The organism is Marinobacter sp. DSM 26671 (genome assembly GCF_900112835.1).
Lineage (GTDB): Bacteria > Pseudomonadota > Gammaproteobacteria > Pseudomonadales > Oleiphilaceae > Marinobacter > Marinobacter flavimaris.
In genome coordinates this window covers 1-22,364 of sequence record NZ_FONF01000032.1, presented here as the reverse complement: position 1 = coordinate 22,364, position 22,364 = coordinate 1, and the positions used below count along the sequence as shown (strand labels likewise).

The following is a 22,364-nucleotide window of genomic DNA, read 5'->3' as shown; positions in this document are numbered from 1 at the left end:
CTGAAAAACACGCCCTTCGAACGTATGAGTGCCGGCACCTTGCGCTTGAAGCTGATCAAGGTTGGCGCAGTCATCATCCGCAACACCCGCCGAATACGGGTGTTGATGAGTGATAGCTATCCACACAAGAACGATCTCTCAGCACTGGTTCAGCGCTTGGTGCCCCAGTAGATAATCGGGCTCCCCCGGCCCGATACCAATGGGGGAAAGGGGGAGTTGTGCCTGAATGCCGGAAACTGGCTAAATAATCGCCAACTTCGACCATGACCACTCGGATCTGGCACTACCAGGCTTGGTCTGCGAAGGTTGTTGGAGCACTATGAGAAATCCGGGCTAGAGTAAATCTCGTGACCCTCCCCGGCAGCCTCTAGTTTATAGAATTACCCGCACACCCTAGGCACTCACAGCATTCTCCAGGGCTGAGAAGGCCGGCGCGCTGGCCAGACCCTACTCTGCCTCAAGCGGTTTCACTCGGCGTCCGGCTTGAACACCGGGCCATGGCGCAGGGTGTTGACGTCATTAGCATCGGCATACCCGCAAGCTATCTGAACAATCCTCTCGGTCGATAAAGGAAAAGCGGGAGTTGACGGTTTTCAGCCTGTTGACACGTTTCGACCCATAAGAATTGGCTATTGACTTAATAGTTACAAAACCATAAAGTTTCGAAATGTAATGCTAATCATTATCACCTGCATCCGGCAAATTCAATGATAACGGAGAACAACCGTATGTTTAGACCTTCCCAACTATCACTGGCTGTGGCGATCAGCCTGGCCCCAGCCATGGGCTCTGCCGCTGGCGATGACCAGCCCCAGACCCTTGAAGCCCTGGAAATCATTGGCGATGCGTCTGCAGCCCAAACTCTGCCGGGGTCAGGCTATGTAGTTGGCGATCAGCAGTTGAAAACCGAGGTTGAGGCCGACATCAACCAGGTATTGAAAACCGTCCCGGGCGTGTATGTACGGGAAGAGGAAGGTCAGGGCCTGCGCCCTAACATTGGCATTCGCGGTGCCACCGCCGAGCGCAGCAGCAACGTCACACTGATGGAAGATGGCGTTCTGATCGCCCCGGCGCCCTACTCCAATCCGGCCGCCTATTATTTCCCGACGCTGAAGCGCATGTCCTCGCTGGAAGTGCTCAAGGGTGCCCCGCTGCTGCGCTATGGCCCACAAACCACCGGTGGTGTCATCAACCTGATTTCCACACCCATTCCCGATCAGCGGCAGGGCTATGTTGAGACAGTCACCAACGACCGCGGCTCCACCGACGTTCATGTAACCTATGGTGACACGGCCGGCGACTGGGGCTACCTGCTTGAGACCGTCCAGCGCTCCGCGAAAGGCTTCAAGGAGATTGACCGCAGTGGCCGCGATACCGGCTTTGATATCGAGGACTATGTCGGCAAGCTGCGCTGGCAGGGAGAGCGCCAGAGCGTGACCGCCAAGCTGCAATACTCCGAGGAAACCTCCAACTCCAGTTACCTCGGCCTGACCGATGCGGACTTCAGCCAGGATCCGAACCGGCGTTACGGGCTGTCCAGCATCGACCAGATGAACAACACCCACTCCGGCATCAGCCTGACTCATCAGTTCGAGTGGAGCGACAATGTAAGCAGCACCACAACCCTCTATCGCAACGACTTCAAACGCAATTGGTACAAGCTCAGTGGCGCCGGAAACATCATCGACCAGGCAAACGCCGGTGACGCCAATGCCCAGGGTATTCTCGACGGTACCGTTGACACCAGCGGCCTGAATTACAAGAACAACGCCAGAGAGTACGTCTCCCAGGGCGTGCAGACAAACTTCGATGTAAACATTGGCAACCACGAATTCGACTTCGGCGCCCGCGCCCACGAAGATGAAATGGATCGCTTCCAGCCGGTGGATGTGTACGACCAGGTCAATGGCTCCCTGGTGTTCCAGAACAGCGTGGCCCCAACGGGCAGCAACAACCGCTTCGAGACCGGCGAAGCCCTGAGCTTCTGGGCACTCGACAAATGGCAGGCGACGGACAAGCTCAGCATTAATCTGGCCCTGCGCTACGAAGATGTGCAGACCAGTCGCACCCAATACGCGGATCCCGGCCGCACAACCATCGACAGCACCCGCGCCAATGACAGCGCTGAACTCCTGCCCGGCGCTTCCTTTACCTACGACCTGACCCAAAGCTGGCAGGTTCTGGGCGGCGTGCACCGAGGTTTCTCCCCTCTCGGGGGTGGTGCCAGGGCAAACGAAGAACCGGAAACCAGCAAGAACTGGGAGGCTGGCGTCCGCTACTTTGGCAATGCGTTCTTCGCGGAAGTGATCGGCTTCTACAGCGACTTTTCCAACAAGGCTGAAAACTGCTCCGTGGGCTCGCCGTGCAGCAATGGCGCCACCTCTGGCAGCTTTATAACCGGCGAGGCTGAAATTGCCGGTGCGGAATTCCAGCTCCAGACCGGCACCGAGGCGGGCGACTTCTACCTTCCGGTCAGCCTTACCTACACCTTTACCCAGGCGGAAATCAGCAAGGACAATGCTGCCTCTGGCCTGAAAAAAGGCGAGCAGCTCAAAGACGTTCCGGAAAACCAGATGAGCCTGCGGGTCGGCATGGAGCACCAGAGCGGCTGGGACAACTATCTGGTGACTACCTACGTCGATGAGATGTGTGTGAGCGCGGGATGCAACAACACGGCCACCGAACTGGACGAGACCGAATCCCTGTTCCTGGTCGACTTCATCAGCCGTTACGCGCTGACCGCCAGTGCCGATGTCTTCCTGAAAGTGGACAACCTGTTCGATGAACAGCAAATTGTTTCACGTTTGCCCGATGGCGCCAGGCCAAACATGCCACGTACCGCTTCGCTGGGGATCAGCGTTAATTTCTGATCAACAACCCAAGGCCAACTGATCGGCGGCGAGTTCGCCTTTGCATTCTCTCTCTGTCATAGCCCTGGTTTCCAGCCGGGGTTTTCTGGCTATGAGAGACCTAACAACCTAATCCCGACAGACTGCCAGACGACTCCACGTGCGCGTCGGTGCGCCCCTTTTTCAGGAATTGATTATTGCCAGATAGCTATGTACCCAGAAACTTCAGATGAGCTCTATTCAGAGCGGGGCAGACAAAAAAATGGGCAGATGAATATCTGCCCTAAAAACCTGAGTACTTCATTAACTCGCAAGAACTATATCAAGCTAAACTGAACTCTAACTGAATTTTCCGATTGTTTTTTGATCGCAATGTTTCCCGTACCAGTGCCCTAATCAAGTGGTAAGCTTATTCAAGAACCCGCCATGCGGTCAAAACGCATATTGCAACCTTGCACGTACTTCATCTCCACTAGTGCCATTGGCTTCTTCCCCATCCATATAGCTCACGCCAACTCGGACGTTATTGTTGGCGTAATAGTTGAGCCCCAGTGTCGTTTGCTCGCCGTCAGTTGTGGCCAACCCCACGTCACTGTATTTTCCGTCACCATCCTCAAAGCGGGCAACAACTTCCCAGGCCCCTTTGGGTGATGCCGGTTTTACCCGCTTGAATGCTCCGGCTTTGTAAGGACGGCTTTCGCCGGTGATGATCCAGCCAAGCTGTACGTAATAACCATCAACATCCACCTGGCCTTCCTCGGAATCGAAATATTCGGCCTGGGCATGGAAGGGCCCGGAAGCGCCGGCGAGCTCCAGATTAAACGTATCGACCTCATCGGCCTGAGTGTCGGCATCACGCGTGGTATAACCCGCACCAAGATGAACAACCATATTGTTCGTTTGAATCGGTGCAACCGTGCCCCGTGCGGTTACTGCCGTGTTATTGAAATCGTCGCTGCCATTGCCGCCTGCCTCGAAGTAGCCGATACCGTAGGTCCAGTTGCTGCCTTTGCCGCTGAGCTGGATGCCGCCGCTGCGACCGGGGGCATAACGCTCGGTCATGGCAGATCGCTCAAGCGCTGAGATGTCTTTTGAGCTCGTTAATTCTTCCAGGCCGAATGGCTCTTTCTGTTTACCGATAGTCACGGTTGCAGCTGAGCCAAATCCCATGTAACGAATGTACAGGTCTTCAGCAGTACCGCCGTCGGCGCCATCACTTTCAGCGACGTTGAACTGGGTCTTGTACGCCCAGTCGCCAAAGTGGCCCTTGGCGTAGAGGCGTGCCCGGCGCACATCGAAATCGGTAGTGTCAACACCGTTGTCGTCAGACTGCGTGGCGTCGTAATCCCACTGAATGCGCCCGCCGAGCTGAAAAGACGCAGAGTTATCCGACACTTTCACTTTGATACCGCTGTCGGTATCGATCACAAGGTCTTCGCCGCTGGTCGTAACGTTTCCGGCCTGTGCAGCAGAAGCGGCAGAAATCGCCAAAGCCAAGCCCAAATATTTCTTGCTCATGATCTGTCTCACCTTTTTCGGTTTGCTTGTGTGTGTTGAAGCGCTATTAAAGTCTATTTGGCAAAGATTACAGAATGGTTACAGAGAATGCATCAAAACAGGGCGCTGGTCCGGGCCGGTGACAGGTTCTGGGGCGCTAGGTGTTGGGTCGTTTTTCGGGGGCAAGCTCAGAATGTGCCGATTTGTCTCTATAATAATGATAAAAAAGAATAAATAAGATGTGGCAAGACTTTTGCTAAATCATATTTGGAGCAATGAAACCCAACCGAAGGTATCCATTATGAAGAAGCAGTTTTTCACCAAATCCGGATTTATCAGTATCACTTTGCTTGCAGCACTTCAGGCTGCGCCCGCCATTGTTAGCGCTGACGTCAGCTCAAATGTGAGCGCCAGCAGCAACTATCTGTTCCGGGGCGTCACCCAGACAGACGGGGCTGCGGCTGTCCAGGGAGGGTTGGATTATGAGCATGCGTCGGGCTTCTACGCCGGTGGTTGGGGTTCCAATGTCGATTTTGGTGACGGCACCAGCTATGAGCTTGATCTTTATGCCGGATTCTCCGGCTCTGTGGAAGAACTGGGTTATGACGTTGGGTACATTTATTATGCGTATCCTGACGCGCCGGACTCCATCGACTTCGGCGAACTGTACGGCGAGATCAGTTATGGCATTGCGGCCATCGGCCTGGCCTACACGATCAACAGCGACACCAGTGGTGATGGGGTGTTCGTGCAGGGGGATGCCTATTACTACGCCTCTGTTGGGGTGCCTCTGGAGGACAGCTACAGTGCCGGTGTGACGCTTGGCTATTACGACTTCGCTGATGACGGCAAGGCTTCTGTCGGCGAGGCAAGTTATTCACACGTCGCCGCCAACGTTACAAAGGATGCGGGAAACTTCGGTTCTTTCAGTGTTAACGTGGAGTACGCGGACATTGAGTCAACCGACGCGCTTGGCTCTGTCAACTCGGATGATCCGAAGTTCTGGCTGGGTTGGAGCAGGAGTTTCTGATCGGCCAAGTGATCACAAGCAATTCAGATCCAGAATAAAAAGCCGGCCCAAATGACGGGCCGGTTTTTATTTATCATGCAAGAACCCACCATCGTGCGCCTGCCTTGACGCCCGGTGACTCGACATCCTCGCCCTTACCTCTGCCCCCCCCCTGCCGCCAAAGCTCATTTCTTATCCGGTGCCTGAATTTCAAACTGTATTAAAGGTTTGTCTGTAAGGTCGTTCCAGATTCCCACGCAAAAATGCTGACTCACTGACCTCAGTCAAACAGCCAGGATGATACTGAATGAACAAACGATTGTTGTTGTGCGCGATGATAGTTCCGGGAGCCTTGGCCGTCTCTCCTATGGTGTCGGCCCAGGCAAAAGAGAGTGTGTCGCTGAAAGAATATCAGCAGGCCAAAGCCAGCCAGGCTGTTTCCCTGAACCAGGCCATGGTGATGGCTTTCGAGAATAGCCCGGTATTGGCTTTGAGGCGGGCCGCGGTCTCGATACAGCAGGGACAGCTTGATCATGCCAGCCGCTGGGCGCCGAGCAATCCAGAGTTTGAGTTGGGGGCCCGTCAGGCCCCGGATCAGGCCGACGAGTCCCTGGAATATGGGGTGAGGGTTACTCAGGAGATCTGGATGGGTAATCGCGGCGACCTTGGGCAGTCGCGTGCCCGGAGTAATCTCACGTCCCGGCAACAGGAGCTTGAATACCTGAAGGTAGCCACCAAGGCGCGGGTGCGGGCCGCCTATTTCCGGATACTGCTGGCTCAGAAAGAGTTGGAAACCGCAACCCGTGCCGTTGAACTTATGCAACGCACCAAAGACCTGGTTGAAATGTCCGTAAAACAGGGTAAACAAACCCGGATTGATCTCAATACCGCAGTCATTGGGCTTGCCAGGGCCCGGAATCAAAAAGCCTCGGCGGAACAAAAGCTCGAGCAATCAAAAATTGACCTTACCGAAGTGCTCGGGGTGTCCCCCTCCGATGCCGTTGGGGTGACCGGCGAGCTTGATGTGACGCTCGAAGACCTGCCTCCGACCAGCCAGCTTGTCGAGATGGCACAGAGTCAGAGAGCGGACCTGAAAGCGGCGGCCGCCAGAATTGCAGCGGATGAATCTGGCCTTGAAGTTGCCAAAAGCCTGACGATTCCAAATCTGAAAGTCTTCGGATTTTATGATCGTGAGGAAGGCTCCAACCTTTTCGGTGCAGGGGTGTCGATGCCTTTGACCGTTTTTCATGATTATTCCGGTGAGCAGAGACAAGCTGCTGCGCGGCTGAAAACCTCCGAGCTTGAGGCAGAGGCCTTGCGCCTGGCTACAGAGCGTCAGGTTGTGTCAGCTGTGGCCCGGTACGAATCCACCGCCGTTCGGCTGCGCCAGATGAACGAGTCGATCCTGGAGCGTTCAGAGGAAACATTACAGTTGATGCAGAAAGCACTTCGGGCGGGCAAGGTCGGTGCCTCGGATGTTCTGGCGGCACAGGACAATCTCCTGTCGGTAAGGCAGGAATACGTTCAGGCGCAGAATGATTATATCGATGCCGTCCGGGCGCTGGAGATAAGCACAGGAGGTGCTCTGTCGATGTCAGCCGGTTCCTGAGGGTATGAAACTCAAAATTGACCGTTCTCTTAGTACCGTTCTCTAAATATTGAGGGTGAATGAATGATTCGCAATCTGAAGATACTGTTAATAGTTGTCGGCGCTCTGAGCTTGCAGCAGGCATACGCTGCCGGAGAAGCCGAGGGTGACCAGCACGAAAATGAAGAAGCCGAGCATGCCGGAGAGGAAAACCAGTCCCGCCAGATCCATCTGACGCCGGAGCAGACAGAGTTACTGTCGATTCAGACTGTGGCGGCTGCCAAGGGGCGCGCTGGCGCAATTGTTACGGCACCTGCCGAGATTCAGTATGTGCCGGACCGCGTGGCCGAGGTTGGTCCGCTGCTGGAGGGAAAACTGACAGGGTTGGCGGTTGATCTGGGGGATCGTGTCAATAAGGGGCAGTTACTGGCAACCCTGAACAGTGTGGAGCTGGCCCGGATTCGCTCCCGGTTAATCTCGCTGGAGGCCCGCAAAGAAGCGGCCGAGTCTGACTACAATCGTGAAAGGGAGTTGCAGGGACAGGGTATTTCCAGTGAAGAAGAGTTCCTGGATGCCAAGGCTGCCTTTCTTGAAACAAAAGCGGAGTACGATTCCGTGCGGGAACAACTGGCGGTTTACGGCAGCGAGTCGTCAGGTGACAGTGGGGGGCTGGCGCAATACGCGCTCCGCTCACCCATTGAGGGGCGTGTCGAGCAGATGCATGTTCGTCTGGGGCAAACGCTGAGTCCGTCGGATACGCCTTTCATCGTGGCGGATGCCTCGGTGTTGTGGGCCATTCTTCAGGTGTCCGAATCCGATATTGACCAGATTTCAACGGGAGACGAGGTTCAGATTTCCTCCAGGGATTCAAGTTCTGACCGGTTTCACAGTGGGCAGGTATCCTGGGTGTCGAGCATGCTCGATGAAAAGACCCGCACCATCCCGGTTCGCGTTGTGCTGGAGTCTCCCAGAGGCGACCTTCGCCCGAATACCTATGCCACGGCCAGAATCATGACGGAATCGGAGGCCTCACTGCCGCTGGTTCCGGATGATGCGGTTCAAACCATTGGCGATGACTCCGTTGTGTTTGTTCCGGGCGATGAGAAAGGGGCTTACAAGGCGGTTCCCGTCACGCTTGGCAAGGAGGCAAACGACTGGATCGAGATCAAGTCCGGCATTAGCGCAAACACGGAAGTGGTTTCAGTAGGCGCTTTTGATCTGATGTCGGCCATTACCGCCAGTGGCCGCAGCGCCGCTCACGGACACTAAACCCCGGGGGGAGCATGATCAACGCAATTGTGAATTATGCGCTGAACAATCGTCTGATGACGCTTGTTTTTGCTATCGCCGTGATCGTTGCCGGCGTATTTTCATTTCAAAAACTGCCGGTGGATGCGTTTCCGGACGCGACGCCGACCATGGTTCAGGTGTTTACCACCAGTCCTGGTCTGTCGCCGGTTGATATCGAAACGCTGATTTCCTATCCCGTTGAGATCAGCATGTATGGAATTCCCAAGCTGGAAAAAGTGCAGAGCACGTCGATTTTCGGGTTGTCGCGGGTGACCATCTATTTCGAAGATGGCACCGATATCTACTTCGCCAGGCGGCTGGTAAACGAACGGCTTTCCGAGGCCAAGCGCCAGATTCCCGAAGGGATGGGGCAGCCGGAACTCGGGCCCATAGCGAGCGGTCTTGGGCGCATCCTGATGTATTCCCTGGAAGCTGAGGATAAGGATCAATACAGCCTGCAGGAAATCCGCACGATCCAGGACTGGATTGTCAAGCCCCAGCTCAGAACCGTTCCGGGTGTAACCGGTGTGCTGTCCATCGGCGGCGAGGTAAAACAGTATCAGGTCAATATCGATGCGCAGAAGCTTCAGGCAAGGAACCTGACAGTGTCTGACGTTCGCGGCGCCCTCACCCAGAATAATCGGAACGTCGGCGCCTCTTTCATTACGCGAGGAGGTGAAGAGTATATAGTTCGCGGCTACGGTTGGGTTAATTCAGGTACCGAGGGCATCGAGGACATCCAGAACATCATTGTGTCCAAGAGTGAGGGAGAGTCTCCTATTTATGTCAGGGATGTGGCAGAGGTTAGCCTTGGACCGGCAATTCGCCGCGGCGCGGAGGTGTCCTCGGGCGAGGAGTCCGTGGGCGGCTACGTGATGAAGCTGATCGGAACCAACACCAGTCAGGTACTCGAGGACGTCAACGCAAAAATCGATGATCTGAACAAGTCACTTCCCGAAGGGCTGAAAATAGAAGCTTATTACTCCCAGGCGGAGTTGGTGGGCAAGGCCATAGGCACTGTCGAGAAAGCGTTACTTGAGGGCTCGGTTCTGGTGCTGGTGTTCCTCTATCTGTTCCTCGGAAATATTCGTTCCACACTGATCGTGGTGGCGACCTTGCCGTTGTCTGTGCTTTTCGCATTCATTGCGATGCGGATTTCGGGCCTGTCCGCCAATCTGATGAGTCTGGGGGGGCTGGCTATCGGCATCGGTATGATGGTGGACGGCGCCGTTGTGATGATAGAGAACATCTTCCGACATCTGGAAGAACGATCAGAGGAAAAGGTCAGTGTTCTGAGGCTTGTAGGTGAATCTGCCCGGGAAGTGGCTCGTCCGATCGTCTTTGCCATCGGCATCATTATTATTGTCTTTCTGCCGCTATTTACGCTGCAGGGCGTCGAGGGCAAGCTGTTTTCGCCCATGGCCTACACCATCAGTTTTGCGTTGATCGGTGCGCTGTTACTCGCGTTGACGTTGGTGCCGGTTCTGGCCTCGCTGTCATTCAAGATGGGTGGACAACACAAAGAGCCGAAGCTGGTTCTGTTCCTGAACCGGCTATACAAGCCGGTGGTGAATACTGTCGTCAAAGCCCCTAAAATTGTAATGGGCGTGGCCGTCATTGCCTTTGCCGGCAGTCTCCTGCTGTTTCCCTATCTCGGGAGCGAGTTCGTGCCCACGCTCAGGGAAGGCACGTTCCAGATTCGCTCGACACTGCCTCCTGGAGCCAGTCTTGAATCCGCCATCAAGTATGGCAAACGGATTCAGTCCGTTGTCGATGAATTTCCAGAGGTCACCGGCACCTATGCCAGGATCGGTCGTGCCGAGGTGGGCGGTGATCCTGAATCCGTGAACGTTGTCGCGACGCTCGTCAATCTGAAGCCTCTGGATCAGTGGCGAGAAGATGTGAGCTATGAGGACCTTCAGAGCCGGATTGCGGAGTCTTTGGATGAGCGGGTTCCCGGGCTTGCCAACAATCTGTCACAACCGATTCAGCTCAGAACCGACGAACTCCTCTCAGGCGTTCAGGCGCAACTGGTTGCCAGCATTTTCGGCGACGACCTCGACGAGTTGGGCCGGATCGGCAAGGAAGTGGCGGCCCTGGCGAATGATGTGCCGGGGGCAACGGATGTGCGCGCTCAGCAGAGCGCAGGTAAAAAACAGATCGTTATTCGCCCCGACCGTGAAGTGCTGGCGCAGTTTGGCATCAGCATTGATAACCTGATGAGTACGGTCGAAACCGGGATTGGCGGTAAAGGCGCGGGGCTGGTCTTCGACGGTGTCCGGCGATTTGAGATCTTCGCCCGGCTGCAAGAGTCCTATCGCGGGTCCATCGATGAAATCAGAAAGCTTCCCCTCCGGGGTAATAGTGGCGAGCTCATCCCGCTTTCACGGGTGGCCGATGTTGAAATGTACGCTGGCCCCAAGAAAATTTCGCGCTCCAATGCCAGTCGGCGACAGTACGTGCAGATGAACGTACGTGGTCGCGATATGGGCGGTGTTGTTCAGGATTTGCGCAAGCGGATCGAGGAGCAAGTGGACATGCCGCCGGGGTATTTCGTGGAGTTCGGCGGTCAGTTTGAGAACCAGGAAAGGGCCATGGCGCGGCTGGCGATCGTTGTGCCCATTACCCTGGCGCTTATTTTCCTGCTTCTCTTTTCGGCATTCAGTAGTCTTCGCTATGCGGCGCTGATCTTCATGAATGTGCCCTTTGCGGTTACTGGTGGCATTGTCGCGCTGTTTGTGACGGGGCTTTACCTCTCTGTGCCCGCTGCCGTGGGATTCATCGCGGTGTTCGGCGTAGCCGTACTGAACGGTGTGGTGATGGTGAGCTACATCAATCAGTTGCGTGACGAAGGCTACGAAGTCATTGAAGCAGTCAAGTTGGGTGCTCAACGCCGTTTGCGGCCGGTTCTGATGACCGCCTCTGTGGCTATTCTGGGGCTGATTCCCCTGCTGCTGGCCGATGGCATTGGCTCTAATGTCCAACGGCCACTGGCAACGGTTGTGGTTGGCGGTCTGATCACTTCAACGCTGCTGACGCTGGTGGTGTTGCCCAGTGTGTACCAGTGGTTTGCATCTGAACGTCGTGACGTTTCAGTCTGATAGTCAGGAGACGGTTTATGTATGAAATAAAAGCGTATGTCAGAGAAGTGATGGCAGGGCATGTGGTTGATGCTCTGGCCAAAGTTAAGGGGGTGGCAAGTATTGCTGTCGTGTCTCTCGGCGAATTTGGTCATCTGGTCGGCGATGAGTCGCCTCTGGAGAAAGTGAAGATGGTCAAGCTGGAAATAGACGTAGCGACCGATGATGTCGCTGGTGAAGTTGTGGAACTCATTGTCAGAACGGGCAGAACCCAGGAAGGGCACCCGGGTGACGGCAAGGTGCTTGTATCCCGCCTGGTTCGGGCTGTTCGTATCGACGATGGTGCGACCGACGAGAGCGCACTTCAACCGGCATCAAACCAGCGCTTTTCCTAGATTGGATGGCGGCATCGTGGCCATGAGTCGCGATGCCGCTTCTCCCCGCCCTTATTGAGGAGCACTTTCAAGTTCCCTGAGCTAATGCCTTCCAAATTCAAGTTCATTTCAACCTTTTCACTTACTATCTCCACCTACCTTGTCATGGGCGTCTCGCCCCCATGAATTGTGGCTAACAACCCCTTCGGGAGAAAGTCGATGAAGGCAAGCAAGCACTCGCCCAGGGCGTTGCTGTGTTCAGTACTATTGTCTATTCCTCTGTTCGGTCAAGCGGAGACTGTGAATTGGACAAATTGGCTCACTGGCCAGATAAGCAAGCATCCGGATGTCATGGCGGCGACAGAGCAGGCGGCAGCCCGGGATGCGGATGCTGAGGCAAGCGAACAACCGCTGTATAACCCGGAGCTGTCTGTTGGAGCAGACAGAAATGGCAGTGACAACAACTTTGTGGCAGGGCTATCACAAACGATCGATTGGTCTGATCAACAGGGTGCGCTAAAGGACAAGGCAAAGCTGATCAGGCTTTCCGCTGAAGCTGATTTGAACGAGGCGGTTTTGGCACAAACGTCCGAGTCGCTGTTTGCGCTTGTCGAGTGGCGCGCGGCGACGCGTGCCGAAGAAATTGCGGAATCCCAGCAACACCGTCTGGATGCCTTGCTGGAGCAGGTTGAGCAACGCCAGCAGGCGGGCGACCTGGGGAGTACCGATGCAGAGTTGCTTTTTTTAAGCCTTTCTCAGCAGCTCAGTGAACTCGCCCAGGCAAAGGCTGCGGTTGATCAGGCGCAAGCCCGGGTCAGAGAGCTTCTGCCGGATTGGCGGCCTCAGGATGGGGGGATCCCCGGGCACATTTGGCCGGCTCTTGCTTCCAGGGTCGATAACGACAATTTGCTGGATCATCCGTCAATTGCTGCTGCCCGCGCGAGGTGGCAGGTGCTGCGGAGCGAAGCCGAGGTGGTCAGTCGCAGAGCGGCGGCATCTCCCACGGTCGGGCTGAGCGGAGGGCGTGATGGCGGTGAGAACCTGGTTGGCCTGACGTTCTCGATCCCTCTGAATGTCCGTAATAACTACCGTGCCGAAATCCAGGCTGCCAACCGACGATCATTAGAGGCCGAGGCTCGGTTTCAGGCACTTTATCGGAAGCAGCAGTATGATCTGGCGGGCGCCCGAGCTGCCTGGAAGCGATACGACACCCAACTCAGCCGATGGACAGAACTCTCCCAGGGGCGTGTACAGCGAAGTGCTGATTTGCTTGAGAAGCAGTGGCAGGTCGGCGACCTCTCCACCTCTGAGTATCTCCAGGCGCTGGGCCAGCGCGCGGAGAGCCTGAAAACCGGTATTGAACTGGAAAAGCAGGCGCAGTTGGGTCTGATTGAGCTCTTGAGCCAGTCTGGCGAACTGATCACCCTCTTCCAATACTAGTCTGGAAACTGGATATTCATTATGAAAAAAACTCTGATTTCTGTATTCGCATTGACGTTGCTTACAGCCCCACTTTCTTTTGTACAGGCAGAGGAAGATGCTCATCAGGAAGCCGGTCATGATCATGCTGCCAGTGGCGACGATCATCAGGAAGTCACCGGTGAGGAGGGCGAGTATAAGGAAGATCATGGTGAAGAAGGTGAGCATGAGGAGGAAGGTGATCATGAAGAGGAAGGGGGGCACGGCCACGAAGACGAGAACGGTGGCCATGAAGAAGCGGCCACCGCAAGCATCAATGCCAAACAGAAAGAGCTCGCCGGCATTGAAGTAGCAACCCTCGAAAGCAAGCACGTTGACTATGAAATCTACGCTCCCGGTGAGCTGCTGACCAACGGCTATACCAGCTATCACGTGTCCCCCCGGGTTGCCTCAGTGGTGCTGCGGCGTCACGTGGAACTGGGTGAGCACGTAACCAAGGGCCAGCCGCTGGTAACCCTGTTCAGTGAGACGGTGGCACAGGCGCAGGCGGATTACAGGAAAGCTTTTCCTGAATGGAAGCGAATCAGCGGGCTGGGTCGTTCCGTGGTTGGCGATCAGCGGTTCAATACAGCGAAAGCCAACATTGAAGCAGCAAGGGCGACTCTGCTTGCTTACGGGCTGAACGATGATGACATTGGTGCGTTGAAGGCCAGCGGGGTGGATAGTCTCGGTGAATACATGCTCAGGGCTCGCGTGGATGGTGCAGTACTGACCGATGAGTTTGAGCAAGGACAAAGAGTTGAGGCTGGCCAGCCGCTGGTGACTCTTGCTGATGAGAGTGAGCTTTGGGTAGAAGCCCATCTGCCAGCAAGCTCCGACATTGTTCTAGAGAAGGGCGCGGAAGCCGAAGTCAGGGCAGCGGGTCGTGTGGGCGTGGCAACGGTGTCCCAGGAAGCCCACACCATTGATCCTGTGACCCGCACGCGGATTGTCAGGCTTGAGCTGGACAATCCTGAAGATCGTTTTCATCCAGGAATGTTCGCAGATGTGTATTTTCGTTTTAAGACCAGCGAGCCGGTGCTTGCCGTGCCGGAGACTGCATTGATGCGTGGCGCGGACGGCGACTGGACGGTCTATGTGGAAGAGGCCGAAGGCGAGTATGAACCCGTGGAAGTGGAACTGGGCCGCTCAATTGGCGGGCTCCGTGAGGTTTCCGGCCTGGCTGCGGGCCAACGAGTCGTTTTGCGGGGCGCATTTTTTGTGGCCTCTGAGATTGCCAAAGGCGGCTTTGATCCGCACAACCACTGATTCCGGGAGCCGTTATGTTCAACCGAGTTGTCGACTGGGCGGTTCAGAACCGCCTGTTGGTTCTTATTGCGCTTGCAGTGCTTATCGCCACGGCCGCGTTTCAGATACCAAAACTGAATCTTGATGCTTTCCCCGACGTTACAAACGTCCAGGTCGCTGTTAATACAGAGGCGCCCGGACTTGCGGCTGAGGAAGTCGAGCAGCTGATCACCTATCCCATTGAAGCGGTGATGTATGCGTTGCCGGATGTTGAGGAGGTTCGGTCCATCTCCAAAACCGGGTTGTCTGGTGTCACCGTGGTCTTTAAAGAGGGCACGGATATCTATTTCGCGCGCCAACTGGTTTTCGAGCGGTTGCAGGCCGCGCGGGAGCTGATTCCGGACGGGGTCGGGGTGCCTGAAATGGGGCCGAATACGTCCGGTCTTGGCCAGGTCTACCAGTACTTGCTGATAGCGGACCCGGATTCGGGGTACGACGCAATGGAATTGCGCAGCTTGCACGACTGGCTGGTCAAACTGTTGCTGATACCGGCTGAAGGGGTTACGGAAATCCTGTCGTTTGGCGGAGAGGTCCGCCAGTACCAGGTTAACCTGAACCCGGCGCGAATGCTGTCCTATGACTTATCACAGAACGATGTCATGGAAGCCCTGGAGAACAACAACTCCAATGTTGGGGGCTGGTATATGGGCCGCGGGCAGGAGCAGTTGGTTATTCGCGGTATGGGCTGGCTGGGTAATGGCGAGCAGGGGCTCGAGCAGATCCGTCAGGTGCCCGTTAAAACCAGTGATGGCATTACAGTGACAGTGAACGATGTCGCCGAGGTAGCGCTGGGCACTGAAATTCGCCAGGGTGCGGTAACCATGACCCGGAAGGATGAAGCCGGTCAGGTTGAACAACTGGGTGAAGTGGTTTCTGGCATTGTACTCAAACGAATGGGGGCCAACACAAAAGCCACCATCGACGGCATCGAGGCCCGCATTGATCGCATAAATCAGGCGCTTCCGAGTGGGGTTCGTTTTGAGCCCTATTACAACCAGGCGGATCTGGTGACCAAGGCCGTAGAGACGGTGACCAATGCGCTTCTGTTGGCTTTTGTGTTTATTGCGATCGTGCTTGCCCTGTTCCTGATGAATCTGCGGGCAACAACGCTGGTGCTGCTTTCAATACCGATTTCCATCGGGATTGCCCTGATGATCATGGCCTGGTTCGGTCTCTCGGCCAACCTGATGTCTCTGGGCGGTATTGCTGTGGCAATCGGCATGCTGGTGGATGGCTCTGTTGTTATGGTTGAGAACATGTTCAAGCATCTGACCCATCCTGATGGCGAGCATGACGCCCATCGGGATGAGTTGGCTGGAGATGACCCCGATCCATTGGACGCGTCACACGATGATCATGGCATTGCCCTTCGTCTCCAGGAAGCCGGCCGGGAAGTGGCGCGGCCGATTTTTTTCGCGACGGCGATTATCCTGGTCGTTTTCATGCCTCTGTTCAGCTTCGAAGGTGTGGAAGCCAAGCTGTTCCAGCCAATGGCAATCAGCATCATGCTGGCTATCGTGTCGGCGGTGATCGTCGCTCTGGTGGTTGTACCCGCGCTGGCGTCATACATGTTCCGTAAGGGTATCCGGGAGCGGGAAAGCTTCATTCTAAAACCCCTGGAAAAGCTCTATCGCATGGGGCTTGCCTGGTCACTGAAGCATAGCCGCGTGGTTGTTGGCGCGGCGGCGGTTCTTGTTGTACTGGCGGCGCTGATTGTTCCACGACTGGGCACGGAGTTCGTGCCTGAACTGGAAGAGGGCACGATTAACCTCCGGGTGACCCTGGCCCCTTCATCAAGCCTCGATACGGCGCTTGAAGTGGCGCCGAAACTGGAGGCCATGCTGATGGAGTTTCCAGAGGTGACTTACGCTCTGTCCAGGGCTGGCCGAGCAGAAATAGGCGGCGACCCGGAGCCAGTTAACAACATAGAGGTCTATATTGGCTTAAAACCAACTTCGGAGTGGACCAGCGCCAGTAATCGCTATGAATTGCAGGCTCTGTTTGAGGAGAAGCTCGAACAGCACCCGGGACTACTGTTTAACTTTTCTCAGCCTATCGCGACTCGGGTTGATGAATTGTTGTCAGGTGTTCGTGCGCAGTTGGCCATCAAACTCTTTGGCCCGGATCTCGACGTACTGGCGGAGAAAGGCCAGCAGATTGAAGCGGCGGTCCAAACCGTTCAGGGAACACGGGATGTGGCCATGGAGCAGATTGCCGGTGAAGCGCAGTTGGTGGTTCAGCCAGACCGTCAGGCACTTTCCCGGTACGGACTCGCCGTGTCTGATGTGATGAGTGTCGTCCGGGACGGACTGGGTGGTGCCGCCGCGGGCCAGATCATCAACGGAAATGAGCGGTACGATATCTATGTGCGCCTGGCCAAACGTTTCCGGGAAGACCGGGATGCCATTGCTGATCTCAGGTTGCAGGCGCCTTCCGGAGCCTGGGTGAGACTCGGTGATGTGGCCGATGTGTCTATTGAGTCTGGCCCGCCCCAGGTGCGCCGCGACGACGTTCAGCGCCGTGTGGTCATTCAGTCCAATGTGCAGGGTCGTGACATGGGCAGTGTGGTTGCCGATATTCAGGATACCATCGCGTCAGAAGTGAACCTTCCCCCCGGCTATTCGGTGGATATTGGTGGTCAGTTCGAAAACCAGCAGCGAGCTCAGAAACGATTGACCATTGTGGTACCTGTATCTCTGGGCCTGATTGCGCTGTTGCTCTACTTCGCTTTCAGTTCGGTTGGTCAAGCGCTGTTGATTCTGGTCAACGTGCCGCTTGCCGTAATTGGTGGTGTCTTTTCGCTCTGGGTCTCCGGCCAGTATCTTTCAGTGCCCAGTTCCGTTGGATTTATCACACTGTTTGGTGTGGCGGTGCTTAACGGGGTCGTTATGGTCGAAAGCATCAATCAGCGAATACAGGATGGGTTGAACGTGGATACCGCGGTGTTTGAAGGTGCCGTCTCCCGTTTACGTCCTGTCTTGATGACAGCAATAACCTCGGCGCTCGGCTTGATACCGATGCTGTTGTCGACGGGCGTGGGAGCGGAAATCCAGAAGCCACTGGCCAGCGTGATTGTTGGTGGTCTCGTGACTGCAACTTTCCTGACACTCTTTGTTTTGCCGGTTCTGTTCGGTCGCTTTTCAAGAGCCAAGGTGAGTGATATCCAACGGTAAAAAATGGGAGAAGCCGCGCTGCGTCATCGACGGTTGCCTTTCTGGAGGTTTTCTAATCCGGAAGTGGCAGTAGAATGACAATGCTGGCTCCTCCGTTTTTTGAGGTACCCATGTTCATCTGTCCGAGGTTGTCTTCGACAATCTCGGACACGATGGACAATCCGAGCCCAAAACCGGCGACCGTTTCATCCAGCCTGGTACCCCTGTTCATGACAGTGGCTGCCGCCTCGGGAGAAATTCCGGGGCCATCGTCCGCTACTTCTATGGAGAGTCCTGATGACGTGCGGGCGATTGTAACGTCGACGGTTGTCTGGCACCACTTCCCGCCATTTTCGAGTAAATTGCCAAGTAGCTCTGAAAGATCCTGCCGTTCCATTGGCCAGCTGAAGTTTTCAGGTAAGTTGGTGTGGAGGCGAAAAACCGTGTCAGGGAAGATTTTTTCCATAACGGTGATGACACTTGCCGTGATTTCAACCGGCATGCACGTCCGTCCCATCTGTCTGCCTGATATGTCTGCTTTGCTCATCCGGTATTTCAGGGATTTGTCAAGCTCCCGCAAGTTAGAGGCCATAAACACAACATCCTCCCGGGACGGAGGCAAGGTATCGATATCCGACAAAATGGCAAGATTGGCAGAAATAGAGGTTTTGACCAGGTGAGAGAGATCGGAATTCAGGCGGCGGTGGCGGTCCAGCCGCCGGTTTGACAGCTCGAGCAAATCATTGAGCTGCCGGATCAGCGGACGAAACTCTTCCGGCACGTGAGGGTTCAGACGACTTTGTTTCCCGGATTGGAGCCGTCTCAGGTCCTCTTTTATCCTACTGATGGGCTTTAACGTCAGATGTGTGGTGGTTCCAATCAGTGCCAGCAGTATCGCCAGAAGAACGGCCGAGGCACCGAGCAATGTCAGGTGGGCCTTCAGCGGTCGTTCAGAGAGCGCCCCCTCGGTTTCAAGAACGGTGATTGAGGCCAGCTTTCCAGTAGCAGTGAACGTACGTCTAAGCCCAAAAAGCGTGTTCGCGCCCTGCGCTATGTGAATAAAACCCTCGGGCTTATCCACAACGCCCTGCATTTGGCTCAGGTCAAAGTTGTTGCTCGTCAGGACGCTCCCGCCTGCCGTTTCGATGATGATGGCATGCCCCAGAAGCATTTCAAACTGATGGATCATGTTCCTGAGGTCGTCAGTTGTCGGGGACTCGGCTTCAATGATTGCCTGAAAGTTTTCCAGCTCTTTACTCAGGTGTTGTTTCCTGGACTCGTCCGATAGTTGTTTTATCACGTAGGCATGTGAAAAGAATATCAGGGTGAAATAGACGAGGCTGAAAACAGCCCCATACTGAATGGCTGTTCTTCGGATACTCTTTGGAGCTGGCATATGTTGACCTGGTTCGTTCGGGCGTTCAGCCAGTAGGATCTTTTTCGAAGAGGTAGCCCTGGCCACGCAAAGTCTTGATTTTATTGCCCCCTATTATTTTTCTGAGCCTGGCTATATAGACCTGAACAACATTCCTGGTGGGACATCTTTCAATGTTGTAGAGGGTTTCAACCAGTTCATCCTGTGAAAATACCCTGTCTGGTGAACGCAGGAAACACTGCAAAAGGCGGAATTCAGTGGCTGTCAGTCTGAACTCTTTCTGGTCGGGCGTGGTCAGCGTTCGGTAGCTGGCGTTGAGACGAAATCCGTCGACACTGATTTGATCTGTTGTTCTGCCATCCTTCCTTCGGATAATTGCATTGAGCCGGGCTTTCAGTTCATCAAACTCAAACGGTTTGGGAAGGTAATCGTCGGCACCCGCGTTCAACCCTTCTACTCTCTCAGTCCAGTTGGAGCGTGCGGTCAGAATAAGGATGGCCTCTTTTTTCCCGTTTTTTCTCCATCTTTGCATTAAAGACAGTCCATTTTCATCGGGCAGTCCGATATCGAGAATAACGGCCTGGTAGGAGCTTGTTTCAATCAACGAGTCTGCTTCTTTGCCGGTTTTGGCGACATCGACTGTGTAGTGCGCCTGCGCAAGCCAGTCCGATATTTTTTTGGCAAGTACCGCATTGTCCTCAACAATCAGAATTTTCATTTGTAAGCGCCGTTTTTCGTGGTGGGAAAGTTTCGCCAGTCTGCCATGGATTGTACCAGTAACGGCAACTCCCCAGAAAAACAGCAACCCGTTAAAAATGGGGGGTTACCGGTCGACTTTTCAGTTTGATTTCAGTTGCACCGGGTAGCATCAATAATCGAGTCACGAACGCAAGAAGCTGTATATACATGGTTTTAGGAGCAACCTATGAGCGATAGACATTTCTATGCAGGTGTGTCCAGGCGGCGCTTTATCCAAGGAGCTGCCACGATGGGACTTCTTGCCGGTTTCGACAGCTTGTTGCCGGCCTATGCTAGAGGACAACTGGACAACACGAACGCATTTCACACCGTGCGTAATGGCGCTGACATCTACGACCTGACCGTCGCGAGAACACCTCTCAAGATAGGGGGCACAGTCTCGGAACAGCCCATCACCATCAACGGCACTCTGCCAGCGCCTCTGGTGCGCCTCAAACAGGGGCGCGAGGCAATCTTGCGTGTCACCAATACGCTACCGGAGGCAACATCCATTCACTGGCACGGTCTGATTCTGCCGTACCAGATGGATGGCGTTCCTGGCGTCAGCTTTCCCGGCATCATGCCCGGCGAAACGTTTGAGTACCGTTTCCCGGTCGAACAGCATGGCACCTACTGGTACCACAGCCACTCTGGCCTTCAGGAACAGCTAGGCCACTATGGGCCGATTATCATTGATCCTGCCGAGCCCGAATCGGTGGCCTATGATCGCGAATACGTTGTGGTTCTATCTGACTGGACCTTTGACTCTCCCGAGGACGTATTCCGCAACCTGAAAGTGGCAGAGGGCTACTATAACTACAACCAGCGCACCGTTAGCGACTTCTTCAAGGATGTTGAAACCATGGGCTGGGATGCTGCGTGGAGCAAAGCCGGCATGTGGGGCAGAATGCGAATGAGCCCCCGGGATATTCTGGATGTAACCGCTTCTGAATATACCTACCTGATGAACGGATCGCCTTCCGCCAGTAACTGGACCGGGCTGTTCCGTCCCGGCGAGAAAATTCGCCTGAGATTCATCAATGCCTCGGCGATGACCTTCTTTGATGTCCGTGTCCCGGGGCGGCCATGGTGGCTTCCAGCCCGCAATCGCGTCTGGATGACCCTGGTGTAGGCTTTGAAACAGCCAACCATCGGGTGCTGACTTATTCCCAGTTGCAGAGCATTGAGGGCTGGCCCGACAAGCGCCCGGCCGAACGCGAGGTGGAACTGCACCTTACCGGCAATATGGAACGTTACATGTGGTCGTTCGACGGCAAAAAGTTCTCTGAAGTCGATGGCCCGGTCAAGTTCTACCATGGCGAGCGCCTGCGATTGATCCTCGTCAACGACTCGATGATGGATCACCCCATTCACCTGCATGGCATGTGGATGGAACTGGAAACCGGTGCAGGTGAATATCGTCCACGCAAACACACGATTTCCGTCAAACCCGGCGAGCGTGTATCCGCGCTGATCACAGCGGATGCACCGGGTGACTGGGCTTTCCATTGCCACCTTCTGTACCACATGGACGCAGGCATGTTTCGTGTCGTGTCGGTCGTTTAACGGGATAGGGGATGAACATTATGATGAATCGCATCAAGTGGGTTGTGGGTGCCTCAGCCTTAACGCTTGCCTCGGGAGCCGGCGCCGCCGGTACTGGCGTTCAGGCCGAACCGGACTGGACGCTGCCGATACACGACAACCAGGTGTTTGGCCAGGTTCTGTTTGACCGGATGGAATACCAGCGTGACGGCGACAACGAATTGGCCCTGTGGGACGCCCAGGCCTGGATTGGTAAAGATCGCAATCGGCTCTGGGTCGAAACGGAAGGTGAGACTGATCTATCCAGCGACAGCGGCGACATCGAAAATTTTGATGTGCAGTACAGCTATCGCTTCGATCGCTTCTGGGATATACAGACAGGATTGGGTGCCCAGACAACGTTTGGCCCCAGCCCTAATAAGGAGCGCTATTCGGCCATTGTTGGATTGCAGGGACTTGCCCCCTACTGGTTTGAGGTAGACACAAATCTCCGAGTCACCGACGACGGTGACGTGTCATACGATCTTGAAGCCGAGTACGACTGGCTGCTGACCCAAAGGCTCATTTTGCAGGGCCGCGGCGAAACGCTCGTTGCCTTCAGCGATGTTGAGGAGTGGGGCGTCGGTAGTGGCATCAATAATGTGGGCCTGGGGCTCCGTCTGAGATACCACTTTTCGAGGGAGTTTGCGCCCTACGTGGGTGTTTCTTACACCCGCTTTCTGGGCAACACAGAGGACCTTCGTGAGCGCGAGGGGGAAGACGTCGAGTCCTCCAGCTTCGTGGCGGGCGTCCGGTGGTGGTTTTAGTACGATAATGCCCAGTAGAAAAGGCTGGCCCCTTTGCGTGGGTCAGCTAGTGTCCTCATTTGGAGGATTTCGTCAAAATCATTGCCGACCTTCCGCATGTTCGGCTCAATGACAAACGGCCGGACTAAGGCCCGGCCGTTGTATCAGATCATGAAATTACACGTTGATCAGTAACTGATATTGACCATAGCTACGACCTTATAGGTATCCTCCGGGTCATCTCCGTAGAAGTCTCCCATGAAACCGTAAGAACCGCGGAGGCTGATGTCATACACGCCGGCAAACTTTTTACCAA

Annotated in this window: 16 protein-coding genes; 13 read left to right on the top strand and 3 right to left on the bottom strand. The window is 55.1% G+C overall.

Annotated elements, in window-relative coordinates:
- A partial coding sequence (locus BM035_RS20685; protein ID WP_175497444.1) for a transposase occupies positions 1-171 on the top strand: 171 nt, incomplete at its 5' end.
- 557 nt (positions 172-728) lie between these two features.
- Entirely contained in the window at positions 729-2,870 is a 2,142-nt protein-coding gene (locus BM035_RS20680) for a TonB-dependent receptor family protein (RefSeq protein WP_092034222.1), read from the top strand.
- Positions 2,871-3,281: 411 nt separating this feature from the next.
- On the opposite strand, the gene BM035_RS20675 is transcribed toward BM035_RS20680, so the two are convergent.
- Positions 3,282-4,367 carry an OprO/OprP family phosphate-selective porin gene (locus BM035_RS20675; RefSeq protein WP_092034220.1) on the bottom strand — a complete coding sequence of 362 codons (1,086 nt, stop codon included), beginning with the start codon at positions 4,365-4,367 and terminating at the stop codon, positions 3,282-3,284.
- Between the two features lie 280 nt (positions 4,368-4,647).
- On the opposite strand from BM035_RS20675, the gene BM035_RS20670 reads away from it, so the two are divergent.
- From BM035_RS20670 to BM035_RS20635, 8 genes are all read left to right on the top strand, one after another.
- Positions 4,648-5,376: a TorF family putative porin gene (locus BM035_RS20670; protein ID WP_062363658.1), complete on the top strand. Its 729-nt coding sequence runs from the start codon at positions 4,648-4,650 to the stop codon at positions 5,374-5,376.
- Between the two features lie 286 nt (positions 5,377-5,662).
- A complete protein-coding gene (locus BM035_RS20665; protein WP_036208654.1) occupies positions 5,663-6,964 on the top strand; it encodes a TolC family protein in 1,302 nt (433 codons plus the stop codon).
- Positions 6,965-7,027: 63 nt separating this feature from the next.
- The gene (locus BM035_RS20660) at positions 7,028-8,212 is read left to right on the top strand and encodes an efflux RND transporter periplasmic adaptor subunit (protein ID WP_036208657.1); all 1,185 of its coding nucleotides are present in this window, start codon (positions 7,028-7,030) and stop codon (positions 8,210-8,212) included.
- Between the two features lie 14 nt (positions 8,213-8,226).
- Positions 8,227-11,334: an efflux RND transporter permease subunit gene (locus BM035_RS20655; RefSeq protein ID WP_092034217.1), complete on the top strand. Its 3,108-nt coding sequence runs from the start codon at positions 8,227-8,229 to the stop codon at positions 11,332-11,334.
- A gap of 17 nt (positions 11,335-11,351) precedes the next feature.
- Complete coding sequence (locus BM035_RS20650; protein ID WP_092034214.1) at positions 11,352-11,708, top strand: P-II family nitrogen regulator; 357 nt, start codon at positions 11,352-11,354, stop codon at positions 11,706-11,708.
- 279 nt (positions 11,709-11,987) lie between these two features.
- Positions 11,988-13,127 carry a TolC family protein gene (locus BM035_RS20645; protein ID WP_254775550.1) on the top strand — a complete coding sequence of 380 codons (1,140 nt, stop codon included), beginning with the start codon at positions 11,988-11,990 and terminating at the stop codon, positions 13,125-13,127.
- Positions 13,128-13,148: 21 nt separating this feature from the next.
- The gene (locus BM035_RS20640; protein ID WP_008174785.1) at positions 13,149-14,414 is read left to right on the top strand and encodes an efflux RND transporter periplasmic adaptor subunit; all 1,266 of its coding nucleotides are present in this window, start codon (positions 13,149-13,151) and stop codon (positions 14,412-14,414) included.
- A gap of 14 nt (positions 14,415-14,428) precedes the next feature.
- Positions 14,429-17,626, top strand: coding sequence for an efflux RND transporter permease subunit (locus BM035_RS20635; RefSeq protein WP_092034209.1), 3,198 nt, complete (start codon positions 14,429-14,431; stop codon positions 17,624-17,626).
- A 52-nt stretch (positions 17,627-17,678) separates the two neighbouring features.
- On the opposite strand, the gene BM035_RS20630 is transcribed toward BM035_RS20635, so the two are convergent.
- Positions 17,679-19,067, bottom strand: coding sequence for an ATP-binding protein (locus BM035_RS20630; protein ID WP_227497845.1), 1,389 nt, complete (start codon positions 19,065-19,067; stop codon positions 17,679-17,681).
- Positions 19,027-19,698: a response regulator transcription factor gene (locus BM035_RS20625; protein WP_008174546.1), complete on the bottom strand. Its 672-nt coding sequence runs from the start codon at positions 19,696-19,698 to the stop codon at positions 19,027-19,029. The genes BM035_RS20630 and BM035_RS20625 overlap by 41 nt, the downstream gene beginning before the upstream one ends.
- A 270-nt stretch (positions 19,699-19,968) precedes the next feature.
- On the opposite strand from BM035_RS20625, the gene BM035_RS23315 reads away from it, so the two are divergent.
- The 3 genes from BM035_RS23315 to BM035_RS20615 are packed head-to-tail and all read left to right on the top strand — an operon-like array spanning position 19,969 to position 22,069.
- On the top strand, positions 19,969-20,850 hold the full coding sequence (locus BM035_RS23315) for a multicopper oxidase domain-containing protein (RefSeq protein WP_441295088.1): 882 nt from the start codon (positions 19,969-19,971) through the stop codon (positions 20,848-20,850).
- A complete protein-coding gene (locus BM035_RS23310; RefSeq protein ID WP_441295087.1) occupies positions 20,805-21,284 on the top strand; it encodes a multicopper oxidase domain-containing protein in 480 nt (159 codons plus the stop codon). Before BM035_RS23315 ends, BM035_RS23310 begins: the two co-directional genes overlap by 46 nt.
- An 11-nt stretch (positions 21,285-21,295) precedes the next feature.
- A complete protein-coding gene (locus BM035_RS20615; protein WP_063744308.1) occupies positions 21,296-22,069 on the top strand; it encodes a copper resistance protein B in 774 nt (257 codons plus the stop codon).
- The last annotated feature ends 295 nt before the right edge of the window (positions 22,070-22,364 follow it).